General features: G+C 63.6%; 14 protein-coding genes. 4 read left to right on the forward strand and 10 right to left on the reverse strand.

Going from position 1 to position 23,472, the window contains the following annotated elements; translation table 11 throughout:
* Positions 1-249: 249 nt before the first annotated feature.
* Positions 250-1,527: a phospholipase C/P1 nuclease family protein gene (locus P2T57_RS14330; RefSeq protein WP_276299895.1), complete on the forward strand. Its 1,278-nt coding sequence runs from the start codon at positions 250-252 to the stop codon at positions 1,525-1,527.
* 31 nt (positions 1,528-1,558) lie between these two features.
* Here the strand turns inward: P2T57_RS14330 and P2T57_RS14335 are convergent, their stop codons facing one another.
* From P2T57_RS14335 to P2T57_RS14380, 10 genes are all read right to left on the reverse strand, one after another.
* Positions 1,559-2,563, reverse strand: a complete 1,005-nt coding sequence (locus P2T57_RS14335; RefSeq protein WP_276299896.1) for a hypothetical protein — start codon at positions 2,561-2,563, stop codon at positions 1,559-1,561.
* Positions 2,564-2,828: 265 nt separating this feature from the next.
* Positions 2,829-3,053: a DUF8119 family protein gene (locus P2T57_RS14340; protein ID WP_276302136.1), complete on the reverse strand. Its 225-nt coding sequence runs from the start codon at positions 3,051-3,053 to the stop codon at positions 2,829-2,831.
* Positions 3,050-3,514, reverse strand: a complete 465-nt coding sequence (locus P2T57_RS14345; protein ID WP_276299897.1) for a universal stress protein — start codon at positions 3,512-3,514, stop codon at positions 3,050-3,052. The genes P2T57_RS14340 and P2T57_RS14345 overlap by 4 nt, the downstream gene beginning before the upstream one ends.
* A gap of 1 nt (position 3,515) precedes the next feature.
* On the reverse strand, positions 3,516-5,165 hold the full coding sequence (locus P2T57_RS14350; RefSeq protein ID WP_276299898.1) for a VC_2705 family sodium/solute symporter: 1,650 nt from the start codon (positions 5,163-5,165) through the stop codon (positions 3,516-3,518).
* Entirely contained in the window at positions 5,162-5,626 is a 465-nt protein-coding gene (locus tag P2T57_RS14355) for a DUF4212 domain-containing protein (RefSeq protein WP_276299899.1), read from the reverse strand. The genes P2T57_RS14350 and P2T57_RS14355 overlap by 4 nt, the downstream gene beginning before the upstream one ends.
* A 93-nt stretch (positions 5,627-5,719) precedes the next feature.
* Positions 5,720-7,711 (reverse strand): acetate--CoA ligase, encoded by a 1,992-nt coding sequence (gene acs, locus P2T57_RS14360; RefSeq protein WP_276299900.1) that lies wholly within the window; start codon positions 7,709-7,711, stop codon positions 5,720-5,722.
* Between the two features lie 160 nt (positions 7,712-7,871).
* Entirely contained in the window at positions 7,872-9,734 is a 1,863-nt protein-coding gene (locus tag P2T57_RS14365) for a bacterio-opsin activator domain-containing protein (protein WP_276299901.1), read from the reverse strand.
* A gap of 449 nt (positions 9,735-10,183) precedes the next feature.
* A complete protein-coding gene (locus P2T57_RS14370; protein WP_276299902.1) occupies positions 10,184-12,124 on the reverse strand; it encodes an acetate--CoA ligase in 1,941 nt (646 codons plus the stop codon).
* Between the two features lie 98 nt (positions 12,125-12,222).
* Positions 12,223-14,979: a DNA mismatch repair protein MutS gene (mutS, locus tag P2T57_RS14375; protein ID WP_276299903.1), complete on the reverse strand. Its 2,757-nt coding sequence runs from the start codon at positions 14,977-14,979 to the stop codon at positions 12,223-12,225.
* A gap of 335 nt (positions 14,980-15,314) precedes the next feature.
* Positions 15,315-17,774, reverse strand: coding sequence for an efflux RND transporter permease subunit (locus P2T57_RS14380; protein WP_276299904.1), 2,460 nt, complete (start codon positions 17,772-17,774; stop codon positions 15,315-15,317).
* Positions 17,775-18,473: 699 nt separating this feature from the next.
* On the opposite strand from P2T57_RS14380, the gene P2T57_RS14385 reads away from it, so the two are divergent.
* From P2T57_RS14385 to P2T57_RS14395, 3 genes are all read left to right on the forward strand, one after another.
* On the forward strand, positions 18,474-21,593 hold the full coding sequence (locus P2T57_RS14385) for a type 2 lanthipeptide synthetase LanM family protein (RefSeq protein ID WP_276299905.1): 3,120 nt from the start codon (positions 18,474-18,476) through the stop codon (positions 21,591-21,593).
* 82 nt (positions 21,594-21,675) lie between these two features.
* A complete protein-coding gene (locus tag P2T57_RS14390; protein WP_276299906.1) occupies positions 21,676-22,704 on the forward strand; it encodes an ABC transporter ATP-binding protein in 1,029 nt (342 codons plus the stop codon).
* Positions 22,697-23,470: an ABC transporter permease gene (locus tag P2T57_RS14395; RefSeq protein ID WP_276299907.1), complete on the forward strand. Its 774-nt coding sequence runs from the start codon at positions 22,697-22,699 to the stop codon at positions 23,468-23,470. Before P2T57_RS14390 ends, P2T57_RS14395 begins: the two co-directional genes overlap by 8 nt.
* The last annotated feature ends 2 nt before the right edge of the window (positions 23,471-23,472 follow it).

Below are 23,472 nucleotides of genomic sequence, written 5' to 3' on the forward strand. Positions count from 1 at the left end.
CGTCTCTTCTCTTGTTCCGGACGACCGTTGCAACGCGAAGACCCCAGCGTAGACGCCGCTCTCTCGCTACCGCGTTCGCCGCTGGTTCGACTGTCGGTCTCCGGTCGGTTGGGTCTCGCTCTTCGCCCGACAGATTTGCGGCGAGCGCCGCGATTTCATAGGATCAATATGGTATCCCTAATATAATGTATGTTTTTTATATATTTTTACATCGACAGATTTTTCACATCCCTCCAGATATTTTTCTGTGTGGTAGATAGTGAAAAAAGCGGTGCTGGTGCAGGATCGAATCTCAATCGCCGAACCTTCCTGAAAGCGTCTTCCGGTGCCATCGTCGGCCTGAGCGCGACGGGTCTCGCCAGTGCTGGCGACAGCGACCAACGAGTCGAGGGAGAAGTCCCGTATCCCGACCACAGCAAACTCCTCGTGGACGACTCCCTCACGTCGCTCACCACGCAGTACGACCTCCTGACGCTGGACAAGAAGCGTCTACAGACGCTCGTCGAGAAGGCCGGTCTCCGCGAGAGTAGCGAAACCGAAGCCAAAGACGCTCTCAAGGACCTCTGGCAGAAGTACCCCGTTCGAAAAGTCCGAGAGGGTAACGACTTCGTTTTCACGCTGGCCGAGGAGCGCTCGAACGGCGCTGTCTCCAAAGAGGAGACGGACCAATTCACTACCGCGGCGTCGGCCGTCAACCGCGGGTTCGGCAAGGAGAACGGCAACCGCAACGGAATCGATGCCCAGTGGTACGGGTCGATGCACAAGGACATGACCCGCCACACGCTGGAAAACGAGTTCGACCTCTACAGTTACGAGGAGGACGACATCGTTGAGGCCTCCCCGACTCCCGACTCGAACCCCTGCAACGGATGCGGTCAGCTAGTCGAATCGGCCGACTGGCCCGACTGGGTGAAAGACGGCATCAAGAAGGGTCTCAACGAGTTCGCCCACCACTACGGTCACTACTACGACCCCAACCAGTACACCGTCGACCTCGGATACGGAATCACGATAACGTTCAACGGTCTCGGCGGCGCACCGTGGTTCTGTGACTACGAGATGGGCGAGGCCAAGAACACGTCCTACTCGACCAAGCGCGAACACCTCGGTCGCGCACTCCACTACGTGCAGGACGTGTCGGTCCCGCTTCACAGCGGCATGGGTCTCGAACAGATGAACTTCGAGATAGACTGTGACTTCGACGGCTGTGAGGTTCTGGACCCCTACTACGACCTCCACTACAGCTACGAGGAGTGGGTCAAGAACAACTTCACCTCGGGCGAGAACTTCGTCGACGACTACGACAGCATGCTGGCTTGGAACGACGACCCGTGGGACTGCGTTTACGAGGTCGCGGACTCGGGCAACAGCTACTCCTACGAGGTCTTCCACCTCGTGAAGGAGAACGGCACCAACTTCGACAGTTGGAACTCGACGGACTACAACGACTTGGTCGAGGCCACCGCGAATCCCGTCTCTCACGCCGGCGGCTACACCCACGCTCTCATCGACCAGATTTACAGCTAACTCCGCGATTCGTCCCTTCTTTTCGCACGCCTCAGTCGTTTCTGATGCGCAGTGTCGTCCGGTAGTACCCCCCATCGTATTCGTAGTGGCGACGCCATCGCCGGACTCCTCGGTTCGAGTCCGGCGGAGACGGACTGTCCACGCCGAGTCGTTCGAGGAGGTCAGTCAGTGCGTCGGAAATCGGTTCGCGCTCGGTGTAGATGCCGTTTCCGACGCTGATTTCGGTCACGATGTCGCGCACATCGCCCTCCACGTCGTCGAGCGTCGCGTCGAGATGGCTCCGGAGTATCTCGAGCAGTTCCGAGCGCGAATCGGCGACTCGTTCGGTCTCGTGGACGTATCGCTTCGTCTTCACCGACCCCTTTGCCGCGTGGGCACGTAGCGTCTGTTTCTCGTCCAGAAACTCGGTGTCGGGGTCGACGCGGACGTACTCGAACGGCGGATTCGGGACGAGTTGGCTCTCGTCTGGACCCATCGGGTCGAAGTAGACGACGCCGCGCTCGCCGTGGTCCGCCGCCGAGAGGTCTTCGTCGCTGACGACGGCCCCGATTGCGTCTTGGGTGGCTCTCTCGACGATTTCTGCGTCGAGTTTCGACAGCCCTTCGACGGGGGCGTCCACGACGGTCGCCTCTGGTGGCGCTCGCTCGACGGGTTCGAGCCAGAACTCCCACCGGTCGAGGGACACGCTCTCGACGTCGGTGACGCGGACGCGGTAGTACGCGTCCTCGTGTTCGACGTAGGCGGGTGGCGGCGTCTCGCTCGGGTCGTACGGGCCGAGCGGTTGCGCTTCGGTCGTCAGTTCGCCCGCGTCGAGCAAGGTTGCGACGAGTTCGTCGGCGTGACGGCGGACGTGCAACGCTTGGCGTCTCGGCTTCCACCGGAACAGTTCGAGGAGGGACGTGCCGCCGCGAGGACTACTCTGGAGGGAGTATCGCGCGCCGTTCGAGGACGTGAAACCGGAACACCCGGCGAAAATCGCGGTCGCGCCGACACCTGCGAGTCCGAGCATCTCGCGCCGAGAAGGACGAGGGACCATCGGCTGTAACTTTCTGTCGGATATGGTATAAAAATTACGTCGGCCGCGATTCGCGGCGTCGCCCGCCGGTTAGTTCGTCGGGACCCCCAACTCGTGAGAACGGATAGCTTCCGCGCCGCTCGTCAGCAGACGGCGCTGACGAGCGACGTCGGCGGTCGGAAACGCCCGCGCGCCACTATGAAAATAAAAACAATTCTAAAGTAAATAGAAATAATGCGAAGACGATTATACATGTGTCCCGAACGCGGTCACGTCCCGAACGCGGTCATGTCCTCTCCCGCGCCACCTCTAGCGAGGAGAAAAACCCGTAGTAAGCCACCACGCCGCCCGCCAGCGACAGGTGGTAGGCCCACCGAGGAGCGGGCAGTACGTCGAACAGCATCGAGACGACGGCGACCCAGACGACGGCGAACACGAAGTCCGCCATCATGCCGTCCCGATGCTCCCGGACGTGACTGCGAACGCGGTCGGGAATCGTTGCGAGCGTCACGACTCGGCCTCCCGCTCGTCCACAACCAGCACCGACCGGTGGGTCGAGCGAAGCACGCGCTCGGTGACGCTCCCGAGGAGGACCCGCGAGATGCCCGACCGGCCGTGGCTTCCCATCACGATGAGGTCTATCTCCTCGTCCTCGGCGAAGTCGGCGATGACCTTGTGGGGTCGGCCGCCGCGGAAGTGTTCCTCCACGACGACGCCCCGGTCGCGGGCCAGTTCGGCGACGTGTTCCGTCGCTTTTCGGGCACGGGCTTCGAGTTCGTCCATCTCGCCGAACCGGCCCTGTCGGATGCGTTCGACCTGCTCGGTGCCGAGGCTGACCTCGGCGGCGTCGGTGTCCACGACGTAGAGGGTGTGGACCTCGGCGTCGAACTTCTCGGCGACGTCGAGGGCCTCCTCGACCGCCAACTCGGCGGTCTTGCTCCCGTCCGTGGGAATCAGGATGCGCTCGTACATCTCAGTCGTCCCCCGAGATTTGGCCGCCGTCGGCCGAAACCACGTCTTCCGCGCTCTGCTGTTGGCCCATCGGTTCCGGACTGTGACACTGCCGGACGATGCGCTTGATGCGCTCTGGCGGTTCGTCGGTCACCAGCGAGACACCGATGGTGACGGCGAAGACGATTGGCGTCCCGGCGAGCGCCGCCCCGACCGCGGGGAAGACCTCGGCGTAGAGGGGCACGACCGGCCCGGCGTCGGTCGCCAGAACGAGTTCGTTCAACACCGCGCCGAGCCAGATGAGGAGGCCGGTCGTCATCCCGGCGAGCGCACCCTCCCGGTTGGCGTTCTCCCACCAGAGACCGAGGAAGAACATCGGGAACAGCACCAGACCGGCAAGCGAGAACGCCAGCGCGACCAGTTCGCCGACCAGCGCGGGCGGGTCGAGTGCCGTCACCGTCACGATAGCGCCGAGGACGACGATGGTCGCTCGGCCGATTAGCAACTGCTCGCGCTGAGTTGCGTCGGAGTTGATGATGTTGGTGTAGATGTCGTGGGCCGCGGCCGACGATGCGGCGATGAACAGGCCGGCGGTCGTCGCAATCGCCGCCGCGATGCCGCCCGCCGCGACGAGACCGACGAACCACGTCGGCAGGTTGGCGAGTTGCGAGGCCAAGACCACAATCACGTCGCCCTCAGCGCCACTCATCCCGCTCGCGCCGTAGACCGCGCCCACCTTGTCGGCGTAGAGGTCGGTCCCGAACGCGGCGAAGGCGGGGGCGCTCAGGTAGAGCAGACAGATGAAGAACAGTCCCCAGACGGTGGACCACCGGGCAGTCCGCTCGCTTTCGACCGTGTAGAACCGGACCAGCACGTGAGGCAGTCCGCAGGTGCCGACGATGAGCGAGAACGCGGTCGCAATCCACAGGTAGACCCCGCCGGTCGAGAACGGTTCGGTGAACTCGCTGTTGAGTTCCGAGAGGAGCGCGCCGTACTCGATTTGGGGCAGGACAGTCGAGTAGCCCTGCGTGAACCCGACTGCGTAGAGGCCCGCGAGGAAGGCCACGATGAGGATGACGTACTGGACGGCCATGTTCTTCGTCGCGCCGAGCATCCCCGACAGCGCCAGATAGCCCACCGTAATCCCCATCAGCAGGACGACCATCGTCACGTAGTCGCCCCCGAAGACGTAGATGCCGACCAGTCCCATCCCGCGGGCCTGTCCGACCGAGTAGACGAACCCGATGAGGATGGTCGTCAGCGCCGCGATGGCTCTGGCCGTATCGGAGTCGAACCGGTCGCCCACGAAGTCGGGCGCGGTGTACTTCCCGAACCGGCGCATCTGCGCGGCGAGGAAGATGAGGAGGATGAAGTAGCCCGTAGACCACCCGACGACGAACGCCAGTCCGTAGTACCCCGACAGCGCGATGAGCGCCGCCATCCCGAGGTAGGAGGCCGCGGACATCCAGTTCGCGCCGATGGCCATCCCGTTCTCGACGTTGCCGATGGACCGACCCGCGACCCAGAGGTCCTCGGTGTCGGCCACCCGGAAGGCGTAGCCGATGCCCAAGAACAGCAGAAGCATGCCCGAGACCATGACCGCCGGAATCGCCTTGAACGAGGCGTTGAGCGCGTCCGGCAGGAGGTCCAGCGGGACCGGTTCGAACGTCATCGGTCGGACCCTCCGTCAGTCGCGGCGGCCTCGGCGTCGGGACCCGCCCGAGCGCCGGAGTGGTCGATGCCGTACTTCTCGTCCAACTGGTCGCGCTTCCGGGCGTAGACGAACGACAGGACCAGCGCCCCGGTCGGCGCGCCGATTGCGGTGGCGAAGTAGTGCAGGGGAAAGCCCATCACGGTCGTACTCGTCATGAAGTCGGTGGCGAGATACGTCGCCGTCACCGGCCCGAAGACGAACAGCGCCCACACTGCGAACATCGTCCAGACGATGCGGAGGTGGTCGCGCATGAACAGCGTCGATGGCTTGAAGATGTTCACCTGCGCGTCGAGGTAGTCGGTGTCGGCGGACCGCCCGCCGGTCGCCACGCCGCCGTCAGTCTCGACTGTGCGGTTCGATGCGTCCTCGTCTCGCTCTTGGGAGGTGTTGTCTGACTGCTGTGAGTTATTATCTGACATTATTTGTCGTGCGTGATTTTATCTACCACATTTTCGTACTGCGATTTCGGTCCGTCTCGTTCGTTTCGAGCGTCGAAAGGAGGAGGACCGTCCTCAGTCGTCGCCGACCTTCGCCTCGATTTCCTCGACTACCTCGGGGTTCCGAAGGGTGGAGGTGTTGCCTAGCTCCTCGCCGTTAGCGATGTCTTCGAGGAGTCTGCGCATGATTTTGCCCGAGCGCGTCTTGGGGAGTTCGGGCGTGAACACGACTGCCTCGGGACGAGCGATTGGGCCGATTGCGTCCTCGACGCCCTCGATGATACTCTCGCGCAGTTGCTCGTCGCCCTCGTAGCCGTCTTCGGTGATGACGTAGGCGTAGACCGCTTCGCCCTTCACGTCGTGATTTCCGCCGACGACTGCGGCCTCGGCGACCCCTTCGACGCCGACGATTGCGCTCTCGATTTCCATCGTGCCGAGGCGGTGGCCCGAGACGTTCAGCACGTCGTCAACACGTCCGAGGACCGTGATGTAGCCGTCTTCGTCTATCTTCGCGCCGTCTTCTGGGAAGTACACCCAGTCCTCGGGGTCGTCGCTATCGGTGTCGGAGTACTCCGCCCAGTACTCCTCGATGTAGCGCTCGTCGTTGTTGTAGAGGGTCCGAAGCATGCCGGGCCACGGCTTTTGGACCGTGAGGTGGCCTGCCTGTCCGGCATCGACCTCCTCGCCGCTGGGGTCGATAATCTGTGCGTCAACGCCCGGCAAGGGCGGCCCGGCGCTTCCGGGCTTCATGTCCTTCACGCCGGGCAGTGTCGTGACCATCATGCCGCCGGTCTCGGTCTGCCACCACGTGTCGATGATGGGGCAGGATTCGTCGCCGATGTGCTTGTAATACCACTTCCACGCGCGGGGGTTGATGGGTTCGCCGACCGTGCCGAGGAGACGGAGCGAGGACAGGTCGTGTTCGTCCGGGAACTCGGTGCCCCACTTCATGAAGGCCCGAATCGCAGTCGGCGCGGTGTAGAGTTGGGTGGCCTCGTACTCCTCGATGATTTCCCAGAGGCGGTCGCGTTCCGGGTGGTCCGGGGTGCCCTCGTACATCATCGTGGTGGTCCCGAGTGCGAGAGGCCCGTAGACGATGTACGAATGGCCGGTAATCCACCCGATGTCGGCCGAGCAGAAGTAGGTGTCCTCGGGCTTGATGTCCAGCACCGCTTGGGAGGTCCACGCGGCCCACGCCAAGTATCCGCCCGTGGTGTGTTTGACGCCCTTCGGTTGCCCGGTGGTTCCGGATGTGTACATCAGGAACAGCATGTCCTCGGCGTCGCGGGCGACCGGTTCGACCTCCGCACCCTCGTGGTCGGCGACGAGAGCGTCGTAGTCGTGATGGTCCTCGGCCATCGGGTGGTCGTAGGCGTCGCCGAGGCGGTCCACGACCACCACGTCCGAGACTTGGTGTTCGACGCCTTCGAGTCCCTCGTCGGCCTTGGCCTTGTGTTCGAGGGGGTCTCCTCGGCGGTAGTAGCCGTCGCAGGTCACGAGGTACTCGGAGTCGGCAGACTCCATCCGGGTGGCGAGGGCGTCCGCGGAGAAGCCAGCGAAGACGACCGAGTGGGGCGCGCCGATTCTGGCGCAGGCCAGCATGGCGATGGGTAGTTCGGGTACCATCGGCATGTACATCGTTACCACGTCGTCCTCGCCGACACCCATCTCCCGGAGCGCAGACGCGAACTCGTTGACCTCGCGGTGGAGTTCCGCGTAGGTGTAGGTCCGGTTGTCCTCGTCTGTGGGTTCGCCGACCCACTCGATTGCGGCCTCGTCGCCTCGGTCTTCGAGGTGGCGGTCCAGACAGTTGGCGGAAGCGTTCAACTCGCCGCCGGTGAACCACTCGTAGAACGGCGGGTTCGAGTCGTCCAGCACCGTGTCGTACTCCTCGTCCCAATCGAGCAGGTCCGCGGACTGCTCCCAGCACTCGGGCCACTCGTCGTCGAACGTCTCGTAAATCTCGTCGTCGGAGACGTTCGCTTGCTCCACGAACGACTCGGGCGGTTCGAATCGCTCGCGGTCTTCGAGTCGGGCTTCGAGTTCGACGTCTTGTTCTTCCTGCATGAGCCACGTTCACAGTCCGGCCACCATCATATAAGTGGGGGAACTAACTATCACAAACTCCCGATATTTGGTATTAGAGCGCCTGAAAGCGGATTTGGCAACTTTTTCCGGAGTTCGACCCGCGTTTCATCGACTCGGGTTCGTCTCGGAGGCTAAACAGTTAGTGTCGCTCGCCGTCCACGACCCGGCGGTCCGGGCCGTCGAACACCGCGTCCAGCACCTTCTGCTGGGCCTTCCGGAGGTGGTTGTGGAGCGTCGGCGACGAGACTCCCATCGAGGCCGCCAACTCCTCGGCGGTGCTTCCGCGGGGCCACTCGAAATAGCCCGCGAGGTAGGCCGCCCGGAGGACGGTCTGCTGGCGCTCGGTGATGCGGTCGTGGACGGTCTGTTGGACCGTGGCGGCGCTCTGGACTGGCTTCTCGACCTCGCGCTTCGAGCGCAGGTCCGTCTCCGGGAAGGCCTCCTCGATGGCTTCCACGACGCGGCGAACGTCCACGCGCCGGGAGAAGACCCCCGACACGTCGGCGACGCCGTTCTCGACCGAGAGGCCCCGGACGGTGCCGCCGCGCTCGACCAGCGTCGGCGCAATCGACTCGCCGGAGACGGCGAATTCGAGGAGCGCGCCCTCGCCGTAGTCCCGGATGAGGCGGGCCTCGTCCACGGCCTCGGCCTCGCCGACTCGTTCCAGCACGTCGCCGACCGCGGCCCCGCGGGCGGTCACGAAGTATAGCAGGGAGTGGTCCTCGACGGGCACGACGCCTTCGAGGTCGAACTCGCACCCCAAATCCGCGGAGGCCGCCACGAGGAACACGCCGGGGTCGGTGGTCCGGAAGGAGAGTTCGACGCCGGTGTCGTCCAGCAGGAGTTGCTTTCGCGCGATGGCGGTCAGCGTCCGGCCGACCCGGCGTCCGGCGTCGGCCAGCAGGGTCCGGTCGGCCGACGCGAACGAGTCGTGGGCGACCACCAGCAGGCCGTGGACGGTCTCGCTCGACCGGAGCGGCGTGACCGCGACCGAGGAGGCCGACAGCGCCACGCCGGTCGGCGATTCGAGGACCGTCACGTCGGGCAGGTCGTCGGACTCACCGGCCTCGTCGGTCGCCGGTATCTCCGCCGAGTCGATGAGTTCGCGGGGCAGGTCGGCGGCAGATTCTGGCGCGGCGCTGGTCCGGGTCTCTCTGCGCTGGTCGCAGACCCAGACCGCTCGGTAGGTGTCGGCGAGTCCGTCGCAGACGGCGCGTTCGGCGTCCTCGGCGGTGGAGGCGTCCGCGAGGGCTTGCCCGAGTTCGCTGGCGCAGTCGAGGAGGTCCCGACTTCTCGCCTCGCCGGCGTCGATTCGTCCTCGCGGCGTTCGGGGCGCTTGCGGCGCTCCGGGCGGTCGGGAAGCGCGGGCAGGGCGTCCGCGGCCGGGCGACCGGTTAGCGAAGGCGTCAACGACCTCGGCGGTGGTTGGTTCGTCGAGGTACGGCGCGAGGCTCTGGAGGCTCTGCCACCCGCCGACGCGCTGGACGACCCGCGGGGGGACGGCCTTGTCGGCGAGGAGTCGCCGGGCGAAGTGCTGGCGGAGGTCCCGGCAGGTCACGTCCCGCAGGTCGTCGGTCCGGTCGGCGACTTCCGAGACCAGCATCTGGACGCGCCGGGCCGACACGTCCACGAGAGGGTCGTCGTCACCCACGTCGTTTGCGTTGGCGAACTTCCGCAGGTCGTGGGCGACCGATTGGGGGACGTAGGCCTCGCGGGTCGGAGGTTCGATGTCGGACCCTTCGGCGTCGGTTTCTCCGGTATCCCCGTCTCGCGTCTCACGGTCGCGCTCGGGGACCGCGAGGAGGTAATGGATTTCGTCACCGCGGCGGCGCTCGCAGAGGTCCGCGGGCCGAATCCGGGTGATTTCCGACGCCCGGAGACCGACGCGCCCGGCCAGCGCCACCACGAGGTCCTCGCGGTAGGTCTCGGCCCGCCGCCGGAGGCGCTCGAACTCGGTCGTCGTGAGATAGTCGGCGGTCTCCTCGCGTGCCTCGCCACCCATTTCGTTTCGGAGTCTTTCGAGAAGACGAATAAAACTTCTGCAAACTTTGTTGCCGTGGCTGGTCGTCGCACGAGCGAAACGTATCGAGAACGACGGTAGACTATCCGAAGTTGAACGCGACCGGGCGGCCCTTTCATCCACCGGAAGACGGTTCTGCTCGGCCTTCGGCCTGCGCGGACTGCGATTTCCGATCCGCTCGTTCGCTTCACTCACGAGGACCACCCGTGGTGGTTTGGTCGCCCCGTTGAGTCCCGGTGGATTTCCGCCCCTCTCCTCGGTCGGCCTGCGAGTGGGTTCGGTAGTCGTGGCACCGTAAGAAATATAGACATTTTCTAAGGAAACGTGTAGGGCTATTAAAGAAACAAAATTGTTTCCCAACGCGACGAAACCGCAACTCGGTTTACGGAGTTTCGGCTTCTCGAAGGAAAGCGAAATATCTCGGAAAACTCCTACCGGTCCAGAAGCGACTCCAGTTCGCCGACGACCTCCGGATTCCGGAGCGCGGAGGTGTCGCCGAGGTCCTCGCCGTTGGCGATGGCCGCGAGATAGCGCCGGACGACCTTCCCCGAGCGCGTCTTGGGGAGCGAGGGGGCGAACGTCACCACGTCGGGGGCCGCGACGGGACCGATTGCGTCGGCGACGGCGGTGCCGACGCGCTCTCGAAGGCCGTCGTCGCCCGCGACGTTCGATTCGGGGCTGACGAAGGCGTGGATTTCGGGGTCAGCGAGCGCGTCGGTCTCGTCGCGGACGACCACCGCGGCCTCGGCCACGCCATCGACGCCGACGATGGCGGACTCGATTTCGGTCGTGCTGAGGCGTCTCCCCGAGATTTTCAGCACGTCGTCGGCCCGCCCGAGGAGATGCACGTAGCCGTCGTCGTCGCGGACCGCGTTGTCCCCGGTGGCGTACCGCCACTCGCCGTCTACCGTTCGGGTCCGGCGCGCCCCCCAGTCGGTGCCCTCGCAGAGCGACCGGGCCATCCCCGGCCACGGCCGAGTCACGACCAGTTGGCCCGACTCGCCGGCAGGGACCTCCTCGCCCGTCTCGTCCACGACTGCGGTCTCGATTCCGGGGAGACTCTTGCCCACCGCGCCGGGACGCATCCGGTCCACGCCGGGGAGCGTCGAGAGGACCATCCCGCCGGTTTCGGTCTGCCACCACGTGTCCACCACCGGGCACTCGCCGTCGCCGACGTGGTTCCGGTACCAGTGCCACGCCGTCGCGTCGATGGGTTCGCCGACGGTGCCCAGCAAGCGTAGCGAGGAGAGGTCGTGACTCTCGGGATGCTGTTCGCCCCACTTCATGAACGCCCGAATCGCGGTCGGCGCGGTGTAGAACACGTCCACCGCGTTGCGCTCGATGATGTCCCAGAGCCGGTCGGTCTCGGGGCTGTCGGAGGTGCCCTCGTACAGCACCGTCGTCGCGCCGAGGGCGAGGGGACCGTAGACCGCGTAGGAGTGGCCGGTAATCCACCCCACGTCGGCCGAACACCAGTGGGTGTCGTCGGGACCCAAATCGAGGACCGCGTGGCTGGTCCACGCGACGTGAGTCAGGTACCCGCCGGTGGTGTGGCGGACCAGCGTGGGTTCGCCGGTCGTCCCCGAGGTGTAGATGAGAAACAGCAGGTCGTCTGCCGACCGGGAGACCGGTTCGACCGAGGCCCCGGCGTGAGCGTCCACGAGGTCGGCGTAGGCGTGGTCCGCACCCATCGCCCGGCCGTCGTCGAGGCGGTTCACCACGACCTGTTCGACTTCGTGGTCCACCGAGACGCAGGCGTTGTCGGCCCGGCGTTTCAGGTCGAGGGCGGCCCCGCGCCGGTAGTAACCGTCGCAGGTCACCAGAAATTCGGAGTCAGCGCCGTCCAGTCGGGTCGCCAGCGCGTCCGCCGAGAACCCGGCGAACACGACTGAGTGGGGCGCGCCGATTCTGGCGCAGGCCAGCATCGCCACCGGCAGTTCGGGAATCATCGGCAGGTAGAGGGTCACCACGTCGTCCTCGCCGACGCCCAACTCCCGGAGCGCCGCGGAGAAGGCCTCGACCTCCTCGGCGAGTTCCCGGTAGGTGTACTCGCGGGTCTCGCCGAGTTTCCCCTCCCACGTCACGGCCGTCTCGTCGCCCCGGCCCGCCTCGACGTGGCGGTCCACGCAGTTGTACGCGGCGTTGAGACGCCCGCCGGGGAACCAGCGCGTGATTTCGTCCGACTCCAACACCGAATCGAACTCCCGGTCCCAGTCCAGCAGGTCCGCCGGGCGCTCCCAGCACTCGGGCCAGTCCTTCTCGCGGAAGGCGTCGCGGTCTGCCGCGGTGACGTTCGCTGTTCGGACGAACGACTCCGGCGGTCTCACCCAGTCGTCCCCGCGAGTCGTCCGGTCCGGACTGCCGTCGGCCATTCGTTTCAGGTTTCGCGCTAGCAGGGAAAAATCGTTCGCCTCTTTGCGGTTCGGTCGCCCGACAGTTCTCCGCGTACCGACTGTTCACCGGCCCGTCCTCATCGGTCGGTTTGCAGTCGCTCTTTCCACGCCTGCACCTCGTTCAGCAGTTCCACGGGTGCCGTCTCGCCCACCGAGAGGTCGGCGATTTCTTCGAGGACCTCCTCGGCGTCGTCGCCGAACTCCTCGCGCAGGTCGTCGGTCGGTTCGGACTCGTCGGCCGACGCCGTTTCGCTCTGCGTCATCTGGCCGCTCCCCACGTCGAAGACCACCTGCTTCGTGTCGCCGGAACCGCCTCCGGTTCCGCCCTTGGCCTCGATGGCCTCCTCCTCGCGGAGTTTGGCCAGCACGTCGCGCGACCGGTCCACGACCGGGTTCGGCACGCCTGCGAGGTCCGCGACGTGGATGCCGTAGGACCGGTCGGTCGGTCCCTCCTCGACGGTCCGGAGGAAAGTCACGTCGCCATCGGACTCGTCCGCCGGGCGGGACCCGGTCCCGCTGGAAGACGGCGGTTCGCCGTCGACCGCGACGTGGACGTTGTGAACCCTGTCGAGGTGGTCCGCGAGGGTGGTGAGTTCGTGGTAGTGAGTGGCGAACAGGGTCTTGGCCCGGACCTCGTTGTGGAGGTACTCGGTCGCGGACCACGCAATCGAGATGCCGTCGTAGGTCGCGGTTCCCCGGCCCACCTCGTCCAGAATCACGAGCGAGTCCTCGGTGGCGGAGTGGAGGATGTTCGATAGCTCCTGCATCTCGACCATGAAGGTCGAGCGTCCCTGCGCGAGTTCGTCCAGCGCGCCGACTCGGGTGTAGATACCGTCCACGAGGCCGATGTCGGCCGACTTCGCGGGGACGAAGCTCCCGATTTGACCGAGGAGCGCAATCAACGCGACCTGTCGCATGTAGGTCGATTTCCCCGACATGTTCGGGCCGGTCACGACCAGAAACTGGCGCTCGTCGGTCATCCGCAAGTCGTTGGGGACGAACTCGGTGGTGCGCTCCACGACCGGGTGGCGGCCCGCCTCGATGTCGAGGTTCCCGGCTTCTCGGAGGGTGGGGCGAACCCAGTCGTTCTCGACGGCGTGGACCGCGAGGCTGGCCAGCGCGTCGATTTCGGCGAGGACGCGGCCCACCGACTGCAGGAGGTCGGCCTCCTCTGCAACCTCCTCGCGCAACTCGGAGAACAGTTCGTACTCCAGTTCGCCGCGCTGTTCTTCGAGGCGGAGAATCTGTCGCTCGCGCTCGTCCAACTCGTCGGTGGTGTATCGCTCGGAGTTTTTGAGGCTCTTGAGGCGGTCGTAGCGGTCGGGCACGTGGTCGGTCTCGGAGTTGCCGACTTGGATGTAGTAGCCGTCGGTCTTGTTCCGGTCAACCGTGAGGTGGGTGATGCCGGTCTTGCGCTTCTCGCGGTCGTCGAGGGTGGCAAGCCACTCCTCGGCCTCGTCGTGCTGGTCGATGAGTTCGTCCAGTTCCGGGTCGTGGCCCCGGCGAAAGAGGCCGCCCTCGGTGACGGTCCCCGGCGGGTCGGCCACGATTGCGCCCAACTCCTCGCGCAGTTCCGCGGCGGCCTCCCGGTCGGGCCGGGCGACGATTTCGGCGAGGGGCGAGTCTGCGAGGGTGGGGTCCGACGAGATAGCGTCTGCGACCTCGGGCAGGAGCGCCAGCGTCTCCCGAACTCGCAGGAGGTCCCGAGCGTCGGCGCTCCCGTGGGCCGACTTGCTCGCCAGTCGTTCGAGGTCGTAGGCGTCGTCTAAGGTCTCGCGGACCGTCTCACGGGCCAGCGCGGAGTCGGCAAACGCCGCCACCGAATCGGCGCGCTGGCGGAGCGTCGGCAGGTCCCTGCGAGGACGCTGAAGCCACTCCTTCAGCAGGCGCTTGCCCGGACTCGTCACGGTGTGGTCGATGGTAGCAAACAGCGAGCCATCGCGGTCGCCCTGCATCGTCTCGGTGAGTTCGAGGTTGCGCTGGGTCGTGGCGTCGAGCGAAACGTGGTCGTCGCCCTCGTAGGACTGGAGGCGAGTCATCGAGGAGGTCACGCCGGTTCCGGTCTCCTCGACGTAGGAGAGGAGCGCGCCCGCAGACTGCACCGCTGGCTGTTCGTTCGTGGTCGTTCCGCCGTCGTCCAAGCCGACGCTGGCCAGCGTCTCCTGCCCGAACTGTTCTTTGGTCTCGTGGGTCGCTCGGCCCGGCGCGAAGGCGTCGGCGCGGTGGAGGGTGAGCGTCGCGTCGGTTTGCTCGCGGAGGCGAGCGAGGAGCGCGTCGTCGTTGCGAACCTCGGGACCCGGCAGGACCTCTACCGGGTCGAAGCGGTAGAGTTCGGTGAACACGCGGTCCGCGGCGGTGTCGGCGTCCTCGGCTTGGACTTCCGTCACGAGGAATCGGCCAGTGGTCACGTCCGCAAAGGCGAGTCCGTACTCCTCGGGCGCGACCCGGACGACGCTGGCGAGATACTGGGCGTCGGCGTCCGTGGTTTCCAGCAGGGTGCCGGGGGTGACGACGCGAGTGATTTCTCGGGCGTGGCCGTCGGGGGTCTCGTGCTGGTCCGCGATGGCGACCCGGTAGCCGCGCTCGACCAACTGCTTGAGGTGGGGCGTGAGTTTGTCCACCGGCACGCCCGCCATCGGGTAGTTCGACCCGTGAGACGACTTCTGGGAGACTTTGAGGTCTAGCAGGTCCGCGACCTCCTCGGCGTCCTCGCCGAAGAACTCGTAGAAGTCCCCGACCTGCATCACGAGGTAGTCGGCGTCGGTCTCGGCCTTGAGCGAGAGAAACTCGCCGACGATACCCCCGACCTCGTTGGCTTCAGACACGGCGACCACCGCCGCCCGAGGACGAATGCGCGAGTAGAGTCATAGTCGAGAGACAGGGGCGACGCCGACTAAAACGGCACGGGTTCGGGGTGAAAGTGGTGAGTCTGTCGGCGGCGCGCTGACGTGGGCGGTCGCTACGAACTGGCGGAGTAGATATATTTTCCTTGATTAAACATTTCTATAGACATATTTAGGAAATATTTTAATATCTATTATGGGCCGTCCGTCGCTGGGAGTTCGGTGAAACCATGTCGTCATGAGTGCCCCGAGGAGCCGTGTTCGGAACGATGACGCGAAAAAGGCCAGCAGAACGACGGCGGGAGGCGAAACCTAACTGCGGGGCGTTACTTGTCGGCCATCGCGTCGGTGGTGCGGTCGGACGATTCAACGAGGTCAGCGCCCACGAATCGCGCCCAGACTGCGAGGAAACTCGGGAGGACGAAGACGCTCGTCACGAACGAGAACACGAGCGAGAGTGCGACGATTATCCCGGTGTTGGCCGACTGGGTGAACGGCGACAGCGCGAGCGTGGCGAACGCTCCGGCCGTCGTGACCGTGCTACCGAACAGCGCCCCGCCGGTGCCAGTGACGGTTTCGGTCAGCGCGTCGTACGCGGTCCGACCGGGCCGATACTCCTGTAGGAATCGGTCGCTGATGTGGATGCTGTAGTCCACGCCGAGGCCGATAACCAGTCCGAACATCAGCGCGGTGTTGAACGTAATCGGCACGCCGATGACGAGCATGCTGATGACCACGAACGCGATGACGAGCGCGATGGGAACCGTCGTGACGACTCCGAGGGTCGCGCTCCCCTCCTTGAACCGGTAGACCAGCGACAGCAGAGCGAGGATGGCCGCCAGCGATGCCATCAGCGACGTGAACGCACTGTCGGCGACGATGGCGAGTTCGACGTCGTTGATGACCGGTTGCCCGGTGGCAGTCGCGGTGACACCTGCTCCGTCACCTTCGGCAGTCGTCGTGGCGTCGCGGAGAACGGAGGCCACGGCCGCCGACTCGGCGGTCTGGTCGGTCTGGATGACGAGGCGCAGGGAGCGATACTCGCCGTCGGTTCGCTCGACTACTGCCGATGCCCGGTCGGGTGCGACCTCGTAGAACTTGTCGTAGACCGCTTCGAGGTTGCGGTCGGGGACGCCGTTCCCGTCAGTATCGGCGTTCCGGAACACGCTGGCGAACTCGGAGTTCCGTTCGGCGACGAGTTGCATCGCAGTTATCGGTCCGGTCGTCGGGACCGACCCGTCGGCCCGTTCGTAGGCCACCTCGTCGTCGGTCACGACCGACCGGGCGTCGGCTACTCGTTCGAGGGTGTTCGCTCCGGTTACGTCGCCCTCGACGAGTATCTGAGACGGTTGGTAATCAGACCGCGAAACGAGGTAGTTCTGCTTCACGTAGTCCACGTCGTCGAGGTACTCGAACTGGGGCACTCGAAGCGGTTCGGGCAAGTCCTGTTGCCACCCCTCGGGTTGTTCGAGCGACCCCTCTAGGGACCGGTCGAGGCTATCCCACGCGACGACTCCTCCGGCACCCACGACGACCGAGACGAGGATGACCGCCGCCGCCGACACGCGAGCGATTTTGACACCGCCCGAGAGCAACTCTCCGACGGTGCCGTCGGTGGTTCCGAGGGCGGGTTTCGTTCGGCCGATGCCGAACCGTTCGAGGAGGCCGTCGAGTTCGACCTTCAGTGCGGGCACCAGCGTCACGAACACGACGAACGCGGCCACGACCCCGAGGCTCATGGCGACCGTCAGATGTCGAATCTGGGAGACGGGACTCCGGACGTTCGAGAGGAACCCGATAACCGTCGTCACGGTCACGAGTGCCAGCGCGGAACTCACCCCCGCGAGTGCGACCCGCATCGGTGGCCGAATCCCGTCCGAATCGCCGCGCTCCTCGCGGTAGCGCATGAAGATGTGAATCCCGTAGTCGATGCTCAGGCCGATTATCAGTATCGGTGCCAGAATCGCTGTCGGCCCGAACGGGACGCCGAGCCAGCCGACGAGGCCCAGCATGAACAGCAGGGTCAACAGGACGCCGGAGAGACCGAGTAGAATGTCGAAGATGTCTCGATAGGTGAACGCGAGCGCGACGACGACGAGGACCAGCGCCAGCGGCCCGACCAGTTCGAGAATCTGCATGTTTATCCGGCCGAGAATGTTGTTACCTGCCGGTCCCTGAATGAGGAAGTACGACTCGTCGGGTGTCTCGCGTAGTTCGTCGTGAAGGGCCTCCTGTGCCCTGTAGACCGTAATCTCCGGTCTCGTACTCGGTTCGTCGAAGCGGAAGACCATTCGTCGCCCGGCCGCGGTCGCAGTGCCCGGTTCGTAGGTCTTGGGCATCAACTGAAGCGCGTCTGACCCCGGAGCGAGTACCCCCGACACTACCTGTTCGACTTCGGACTCGCTCATGGATTCCAGCGTTGCTATCTGCTGGTCGAGGGTCATGTCGGTGTCGCCTGCCGCCCGCGTCGCCACGATGTTGGCGACCCCGATGACCGGTCGTTCGTCGTCACCAATATCAGCGATGGTCTCGTTCTCGCGCACCTGCTGTTGGTATCTGAGCGACGACAATAGCGACTCTTTCGAGAGGACGTTTCCGTCCGACGACCGGATGTAGACTGCTGTGAGAGACGTGTTTTCCCCCGACGTGTGGTAGTTCTCTTGGATGTATTCGAGTTTCTTTTCCGGCGCAGTCGTCGGCCCGACATCGGTATCAGACGGGCCTTGGAGCATCGTGACACCGAATCCGACAGTGCCGACGAGTATCAAGACGAGTAGAATGGTCACTCGGCTATGTTCCGTGACCATCTCGGCGAGTCGGTCGATACGTTTACTATTCAATTTACGACACCTTAGTAATAATATCGGAGTACACAGAAGTATTATATCTTCGATTCTCCAGTCGGGCAGTTGGCAGGTCAGCGAGGAACGATGCTCCGAAACAAATTGGATTTAATATATAAATATACTGGTGGCGCTCAGAATGGAGTATAGGGCCTCACACTACGTTTCCAATTAAGCGTCGTCGGCATCTACTATCTGGGTTCTGTCGCTACGAAACATACGTATTTTGAAATTAATTGGAAACGAACGAGTATATCGCCGAGACGGGTTCGCGCAATAGGTTTAATACCAGATATATTCTACAAATTAACGCTTTAAAATAGATTAAACTATCAATACTTAATATTAGATTTAATATATAAATTTAAGTGGATACAGGCCGTCCTTGAGAATGCGATGTTCGAAAACAAGTACACGCCGGAAGAGCCCAGCATCACTGACGCCGAAGAACAGGACCTTCAGCTCTCCTGTCAGAACATCAGCTGCAACTAAGCTGAACAGTGCGTCCCAACCGGGACGTTTCATTTTTGTGACGAAGATACAGACGGGTAGCCGCGAGCTACTCTGCTGGCGAGCCTCATGATTTACATTTTGTAATATAATAAATTAAAACTTATAGATGTAGGTTCTTACTATCGACATATGACTCTCATCTCCGGTGAACGACGGGAAATCGCGGCCGGAGCGCAGTCGCTTCGCGCTCGACTCGAATCTTCTGATGCCGGTGCTGGCCTCCCCGACGAGGAGATAGCGGACCTCGTTGAACTGTGGGCCGACAACGTTGCCGACGGCGACCACGACGGGTTCGCCAAGCGACTCGACCGAGACGAACTGACTGAATCTGACGTGCGGAACCGACTCGAAGCGGGGCAACTCCCGGACGACGACTCGGTGCCCGACTGGATGGATACCGTCAACGAAATCCACGAGTATGTCGCCACCACCGACCCACCGACGCTCGGACCTGCTGGTGACGAGTCTCCGTTCGAACACGTCCTTGCACCGATAGTCGAGTACGCCACCGCTCGACTCGACTGCCGACCCTTCGACGAGCAGTTCGGGACCGAAGCGACCGAGATGGTCCGCCAGAGCCTCCACGACCGCCTCCAGACGCTCACCGGACAGGTGCTGTTCATCGAGTTCAAGAAGTTCTTGGAGACCGAGGAGTTCGCGGACGACGGACCACGCCCCGGCTATCGGGCCTTCGTCGGCCACCAACTCGAAACGGGACTCCGCGGACTGTTCCTCGAATATCCGGTTCTCGCTCGACTGACCGTGACCTTCGTGGAAAACTGGCTCGCTGGAGTCGCGGAGCTGGCTACCCGACTCGAACGCGACCGGTCCGAACTCGAAGCGATTTTCGCCGACGGCGACGAACTCGGTCCCGTCACCGCCGTCGAATCCACTGGCGATTACCACGCCAGCGGTCGGTGCGTCTTCCGCGTCGAGTTCGGGTCAGGCGTCACCCTTGCGTACAAACCGCGGCCAATCGAACCCGAAGCAACGTTTAACCGCTTCCTCTCGTGGGTCAACGACGAATCGGACCTCCTCGATTTCCGCACGATGACGTGTCTCGCCCGAGACGGCTACGGGTGGGTCGAGTGGATAACGTCCGAATCCTGTCCCGACACCGACGCCGTCTCGCGGTACTATCGGCGTGTCGGGATGCTCGTGGCGATTCTCTACTCGTTGCAGTTCGTGGACGGGAACTTAGAAAACGTCCTCGTCGCTGGCGAACACCCCATGATACTCGACCTCGAAACGGTCTTCCATCCGGTTCGGTCCGACCCGTACCGACTCGGCGACGAGAACCTATTCGACATCATCGAGGAGTCCGTGGTCTCTACCGGCATCGTTCCGGTTGACCTCTCGGACCAGAACATGGAGGGCGTCGGCGGAATCGATGCCGAGGAGGCGGTGCAGTCGGAAGTCGTCTCTCGCGTGTTTACCGACGTGAACACCGACCAGATGGAACTGGAGTTCGAGAATACGGTGACTATCGAGGGGCAGTCTATCCCCCGAATCGACGGCGAACCGGAGGGACCGCGCGACTACCCGGACGACATCGTGACTGGGTTCGAGGAGGCGTATCGGTTCCTCCTCGACGCGCGTGACCGGATGCTGGCGGACGACGGTCCGATTTCGTGGTTCGAGGACACCGAAGTTCGGTTCATCTATCGAAGCTCCGGGACCTACGGTCGGACCCGCCGACCGATGGTAACCTCGAGGTATCTCCGTTCCGGAGCGCGGTGCGGTGCCCGTATCGAACTGCTGACGAGTTGGTTCGACTTCGACGACCACGAGGCCGACCTCTGGCGACTGTACGAGGCCGAACGAGACGCCCTCTGGGAGTACGACATCCCTCGGTTGACCGTCAACACCAGCGATACCCGACTGTTCCACCGGGGGAACGTCGTCAGCGACACCTTCGACTCGTCGCCCGTCGAACAGGTTCGCGACCGAATCGAGTCGATGAGCGAGGCCGACCTCCGCGAGCAGTCCGACTACCTGCGTCTTGGCTACGACCCCGACCCGCTTCGCAACCCCTCTCCGCCGGCGGACTTCGACGGCGACCCGGACCATCTCGACGCCGAAACCGCCGAGCGAACGGCGAGGGACATCTTTTCCCGGTTGCGCGAGGACGCGGTTTGGAACGACGGCGACCGGCAGTGGTACACTCGGACCAACACGGGCAACGGACTCTACGTCCATCCGCTCCGAGACGACCTCTACGAGGGTCGGGTCGGCATCGGTCTCTACAGTAGCGCACTCGCCTCAGTGTTCGGCGGCGACGAGTACCGGTCCTTCGCCGAGGAGGCCGTCGCGCCGGTCCTCGCGGAGGTCACGGCCGGTGACTACGAGGCCCGAAAGTTCGGCGCGTGCCACGGTGTCGGGTCGCTGGTCTACGGGTTCACGAAGATGGCCGACCTCCTCGGTGACGACCGGTACGCCGACGCCGCCCTCGAACTCTCGACGGAGATAACGCCGGAGGCGCTCGAACGCGACGACTCCTACGACCTCATCGGCGGGACGGCCGGTGGGATTCTGGGCTTGCTCGCGCTCTACGACCGGGTCGGCGACGACGCCCTGCTCGAACGAGCGACCGCGGCAGGAGAGTATCTCTTGTCGAACCGCATCGAGTCAGACGGCGTCCAAGTCTGGAACACTGACGACGGCGAGAAGCGCACGCTGAACGGTTCCGGGCACGGTGTCGCGGGCATCGCTCTCGCGCTGTTCGAACTCGGCCACGTGGCTGATGCGCCTCGATTCGCGGACGTAGCGATGGAGAGTCTCGCGTTCGAGGACCACCACTATTCGTGTACTCACGAGGGGTGGCCCGACTTTCGGTTCGGCGACTACCGACCGGGATGGTGTGCCGGGAGTTCGGGCATCGGACTCGCTCGACTCCGGATGCTCGAAATCGAGGAGCGTGACTCGCTTCGGCGCGACGTAGAGCGAGCGCTCGACGGTATCGACCACCGAACCCTCGCCGACCGCGACCACATCTGTTGCGGGAACTTTAGCCGAGTCGAGTTCCTCCTCGAAGCGAGTCGAACCCTCGGTGACGACCGGTATCGCCGGCAGGCCGAAACGCTGGCCTCGGCGGTTCTACGCCGGGCCGACGACCGTGATGGCTTCGCTGTCCCGTGGCAGACCGACCACTGGTACACCCAGTCGCTGTTCCTCGGTGAACCCGGCATCGGCTACTCGCTCCTTCGACTAACAGACGCGGACCTTCCGTCACTGCTCGTATTCGAGTAGTACCCTCATAATTTTAATAGAAACGATAAGTTTATTCTGAATAAGTCAGTCCGATATACTAAGAGGAGATTGAGACGAGTCGATGACAGAAAACGTCTCGCAGTCTCGGTCGGGTGGGATTTCAGACCCCATCCTCTCGGTCCGGGATATACGAAAAGAGTACGGGAGCGGCGAGTCGGGAGTAACTGCCGTCGACGACGTGTCGCTCGAAGTCGGCGCTGGCACGGTCGTCGGACTGCTCGGCCACAACGGGGCCGGGAAAACGACCACTATCAAGATGATGCTCGGCCTCATCGAACCGACCGCGGGAACGGTATCCATCGCTGGGACTGACGTTCACCGCCACCCGAAGCAGGCCTTCGAACACGTCGGGGCAGTTCTCGAAGGCGCGCGCAACATCTACTGGCGACTCACTGTTCGGGAGAATCTCGACTTCTTCGCCCGACTCGGTGGACTCGACCCCACCGAACAGCGGGACCGACACGACAGACTCCTCGAACAGTTAGGCATCGCAGACAAAGCCGACACCATCGTCAACGAACTCTCCCGCGGCATGAAGCAGAAAGTGTCGTTAGCCAGCGTCTTGGCTCGAAAGCCTGACGTGGTGTTCTTGGACGAACCGACACTGGGTCTCGATGTCGGAAGTTCGCTCGAACTCCGGGACGAAATCGGCCGACTCGTCAAACGAGACGAGATGACGGTTCTGGTGTCGAGTCACGACATGGACGTTATCGAAGACATCTGCGACCGGGTTGTCATCCTCGACGATGGCCGAATCGTCGCCGACGACTCGGTCGATAGCCTCGTTGACCTGTTCCGGAGTCAGGAAGTCGAGATAACCATCGAGGAGGACGTTCCGGAAACGGTCAAGTCGGCCGTTCGAGACTGTTCGCCAGACAGTTCGTGGTCGGAGATTCGTGGCCGGACCCGAATCGAGGTCTCGATGACAGACAGTAGTGATTTGCGCGATATTTTCGGCGTCCTCGCCGACGCCGGCCTTTCGATTACCGACATCCAAACGTCCCAGATAGACTTCGAGGAGGTCTATCTGCGCATAACCGAGGACCAAGACGAAACACAGGCCGTCCCGGTCGGTGAGACGAATGCGTAAGACGCTCCGACTCTTTTACGGTATCCTTCGAAAGGAAGTGTTGCTCCTCTACCGATACCGCGTGAACACCGCGGCGTATCTCCTGACGTTGTACGGGTTCTTTTTGCTCATCTTCTTCGGCGGTCGGACTATCGGCGGCGACGCGTTCGACGACTCGCTCGGAGCGGTCATCATCGGCTACTTCCTCGTCACGATGTCGTTCACGGCGTACAACGAACTCGCGTTCACCTTCAGTCGGGAGGCCGCTTGGGGCACCCTCGAACAACTCTACATGTCGCAGGTCGGATTCGGCCGCACGATGGTCATAATCGCCATCGTGCAGGTTCTCGTGAGTTTCGTCTGGGGTGCCGTGATGCTGGCCGCCATGCTCCTGACGACCGGCGAGCAAATCGCCATCAACGTGGTCAGTGTGGCCCCGATAACTGCGTTAGCCATCGTCTCGGTTCTCGGACTCGGGTTCGCGTTCGGCGGTGGTGCCGTCCTCTACAAGCGAATCAGTAGCGTATTCAATCTCGTTCAGTTCGTGTTCCTCGGACTAGTCGCCGCCCCGGTCGAGAAGTATCCGCTACTGAAGTACCTCCCGCTCACGCAGGGGAGCTATCTCCTCCAGTTGGTGATGGAACAAGGCTACACCATCTGGGAAATCCCGACGAGCGAGTTACTGATTCTCGTCGGCACCGCTGTTGGTTACTCCCTCCTCGGCTACGTCGTGTTCAACAAGTTCGTCGCCGTGGCCCGACGGCGCGGCGTGATGGGCCACTACTAAAA

This window comes from Halorussus lipolyticus (assembly GCF_029338375.1).
Lineage (GTDB): Archaea > Halobacteriota > Halobacteria > Halobacteriales > Haladaptataceae > Halorussus > Halorussus lipolyticus.